Annotated in this window: 4 protein-coding genes and 3 tRNA genes; all 7 read left to right on the forward strand. The window is 52.7% G+C overall.

Annotated features, from left to right (window positions below; translation table 11 throughout):
* Positions 1-169: 169 nt before the first annotated feature.
* Complete coding sequence (birA, locus tag AC0Z5Z_RS26620) at positions 170-1,123, forward strand: bifunctional biotin--[acetyl-CoA-carboxylase] ligase/biotin operon repressor BirA (protein ID WP_485611857.1); 954 nt, start codon at positions 170-172, stop codon at positions 1,121-1,123.
* Positions 1,113-1,865 (forward strand): pantothenate kinase, encoded by a 753-nt coding sequence (locus AC0Z5Z_RS26625; RefSeq protein WP_485611858.1) that lies wholly within the window; start codon positions 1,113-1,115, stop codon positions 1,863-1,865. Before birA ends, AC0Z5Z_RS26625 begins: the two co-directional genes overlap by 11 nt.
* A gap of 7 nt (positions 1,866-1,872) precedes the next feature.
* Positions 1,873-2,304 (forward strand): hypothetical protein, encoded by a 432-nt coding sequence (locus AC0Z5Z_RS26630; protein ID WP_095181969.1) that lies wholly within the window; start codon positions 1,873-1,875, stop codon positions 2,302-2,304.
* 142 nt (positions 2,305-2,446) lie between these two features.
* Positions 2,447-2,531, forward strand: a tRNA-Tyr gene (locus tag AC0Z5Z_RS26635).
* A gap of 25 nt (positions 2,532-2,556) precedes the next feature.
* A tRNA-Gly gene (locus AC0Z5Z_RS26640) sits at positions 2,557-2,630 on the forward strand.
* Positions 2,631-2,657: 27 nt separating this feature from the next.
* Positions 2,658-2,733 (forward strand) — tRNA-Thr (locus AC0Z5Z_RS26645).
* Positions 2,734-2,818: 85 nt separating this feature from the next.
* Positions 2,819-3,027, forward strand: a 209-nt coding sequence (locus tag AC0Z5Z_RS26650; protein ID WP_273878557.1) for a GTP-binding protein, incomplete at its 3' end; no start/stop codon positions are given.

Genomic DNA, 3,027 nt, shown 5'->3' on the forward strand with positions numbered 1-3,027 from the left:
TGGGGTTTCCCCATGTGAGAGTAGGTCATCGTCAAGATTAAATTCCGAAACCCCAATTGCGAAAGCAGTTGGGGTTTTGTTTTGCCTGCGAGAAATGTGCCCGCTTGATTTCTATGCAACGGCCCGGGGCATGGCTATTATGCGGGCCTCATTGTGAGGCGATACCTGCATGCTGACGTTGTTGAATCTACTGAAGGATGGACGATTCCATTCCGGACAGGACTTGGGCGTTGCCCTGGGAATTAGCCGAAGTGCTGTATGGAAGCAGCTACAACAGCTTGAAGCTGAACTAGGCCTGTCGATCCATAAAGTTCGCGGTCGCGGATATCAATTGTCGGCGCCTTTGATGCTCCTTGATCCTCTTGAAATAACCAGGAAGATGCCGCAATGGCCGGTGCGTGTGTTCGACTCCGTCGACTCGACAAATGCCGAAGCTCTGCGCTCCATCAGCGAGGGCGCCCCCGCGCCGTTTTTGGTGCTCGCGGAGCGACAATTGGCAGGCCGTGGTCGTCGAGGCCGCAAGTGGGTGAGCCCATTTGCGGAAAATCTTTATTACAGCCTGGTTCTTCGAATAGATGGCGGCATGCGTCAGCTTGAGGGGTTGAGCCTTGTTGTTGGCTTGGCCGTGATGCAGACCTTGCGAAGCGCCGGCGTGCCCAATGCCGGTTTGAAGTGGCCCAACGATGTTTTGGTGGGTAACAAGAAAATAGCCGGCATCCTGCTCGAACTCGTCGGCGATCCGGCGGATGTATGTCATGTTGTATTGGGTATAGGAATCAACGTGAATATGCAGGTTGCCGATGAGGTCGACCAGCAATGGACTTCTATAAAACTGGAGTCAGGCAAAGCCTGCGATCGCAATGCTCTGGTGGTTGAGTTGAGTAATCAACTCAAAGCTTATACCCATAAACACCAGCTCAACGGGTTCGCAAGTCTGCAGGCAGAATGGGCGGAAAATCATCTGTGGCAGGGTCGATCCGTGTCGTTGATCGCGGGTAACAGCCATATCGATGGGATAGTGCTCGGGATTGATAACCAAGGCGGGTTGCGCTTGATTGTAGATGGTGTTGAAAAAGTCTTTAGTGGTGGAGAGCTCAGCCTGAGGTTGCGTGATGATTCTTGAGCTTGACTGCGGCAATAGTTTTATCAAATGGCGCGTGCTGGATGCGTCGGCGAGTGGGCTGGTTTCGGAAGGGGTTGTAGATTCCAATCAGGCTTTGCTTGAGAGTCTACGGATCATAAAGCCGCTCTCGCTGCGCAAGTGTCGTTTGGTAAGCGTCAGGACTAACGAGGAAACCAGCGCTTTAACCGAAATGCTTGAGCGCGCGTTCGGTATTCCTATCGTGTGTGCGAAACCTGCTCGCGAGATGTCCGGTGTTCGAAACGGCTATGAAGACTATGAGCGTCTGGGGCTTGATCGCTGGCTGGCGATGCTCGGCGGCTTCCACCTCGCTGCCGGAAGTGCTTGCCTGGTTCTCGACTTCGGTACCGCGGTCACTGCGGATTTTGTCGCGGCTGACGGTGAGCATCTCGGGGGGTTCATTTGTCCTGGTATGCCTTTGATGCGAAACCAGTTGCGCACCCATACCCGTAAAATTCGTTATGGTGATGAAGCAGCAGAGCGCGCCCTTTCCAGTCACGTCCCGGGACGGACCACTGTTGAAGCGGTGGAGCGCGGTTGTTCTTTGATGCTGAGGGGCTTCGTTCTCACTCAATTAGAGCTGGCTCGAGCGTACTGGGGAGACCAATTCGCCGTCTTTATTACGGGAGGGGATGCCGAGTTGGTTAAAGGCGTCGCGCCTGACGCCAGGGTTGTGCCCGACCTGGTTTTTGTCGGCTTGGCGATGGCTTGTCCCTTGTCTTGAGGTTTATATGCGTTGGTTGTTCCTGCTGCTGGTTGTACTCAATGTTTTTTACTATGTCTGGCATCAGCAGGAAGCGCCCTTGCGAGCCAAAGATGTAACTCCTCTTAATCTGTATCGTGGTTCGCAGCAGGATATCCGTCTGCTGAGCGAAACCGCAGGTGAAGGTCGAAGAGGCGAGGTGGCGCCGCGTCAGCAGTGCTTGTTCCTTGGTGGATTTTCTGACGAAGATTCAATTGCCAGGTTGCAACAGCGTCTGGTGGCGATGAAAGTCAATGTGCAATCCCTGCCGAAAGATGCTGCCGGAAGCGGGTACTGGCTGGCAGCTGCGCCGGACAGCCAGCGTTTGTTGGGCGATCTGCAGTTGCAAAACCTTTCCAAGGAATTCAATGAGTTAAAACATAAAATAATGCTGTGCGAAGGGGTTGCACCTGCTCAATAGTTTGCATAGAATGGCGCCCGCTCCACAGCGAACACCTTAAACGGGATTCGAAGTGAAGCGTGTCAACGCAGCTAACCTCAGGTTTTTAAATGAGAAAATGCTTGACAGGGGTTTGGCATGATATAGAATGCCGGCCTGATTAGGAGGGGTTCCCGAGCGGCCAAAGGGATCAGACTGTAAATCTGACGTCTACGACTTCGAAGGTTCGAATCCTTCTCCCTCCACCAGATTTAAGCGTGAGCTGCAGGCTCCGCGGGTATAGTTTAGTGGTAGAACCTCAGCCTTCCAAGCTGATGATGCGGGTTCGATTCCCGCTACCCGCTCCAAGTTTGCAGGTTGTGCAAAAGGGTTTTGCTCTTGTAGCTCAGTTGGTAGAGCACACCCTTGGTAAGGGTGAGGTCAGCGGTTCAAATCCGCTCAAGAGCTCCATATAACAAGGCAGATATGAAAATATCTGCCTTTGTTTTAATGGTTGATATTGTTTGTCTAATTTCTTCTGTAGAGGGTGATATCGATGGCTAAGGAAAAATTTGATCGTTCCCTGCCCCACGTCAACGTTGGGACCATTGGTCACGTTGACCACGGTAAAACCACTCTGACTGCTGCTCTGACTCGCGTTTGCTCCGAGGTTTTCGGTTCTGCAATCGTTGACTTCGACAAGATCGACAGCGCACCAGAAGAAAAAGCTCGCGGTATCACCATCAACACCGCGCACGTTGAGTA

The organism is Pseudomonas sp. 1L-E-NC-VB-C3 (assembly GCF_057291535.1).

What these genes read in the sequence shown, in the direction of transcription:
- birA (WP_485611857.1), top strand. Translation starts at nt 170, where the DNA reads ATGCTGACGTTGTTGAATCTACTGAAGGATGGACGATTCCATTCCGGA.
- AC0Z5Z_RS26625 (WP_485611858.1), top strand. Translation starts at nt 1,113, where the DNA reads ATGATTCTTGAGCTTGACTGCGGCAATAGTTTTATCAAATGGCGCGTG.
- AC0Z5Z_RS26630 (WP_095181969.1), top strand. Translation starts at nt 1,873, where the DNA reads ATGCGTTGGTTGTTCCTGCTGCTGGTTGTACTCAATGTTTTTTACTAT.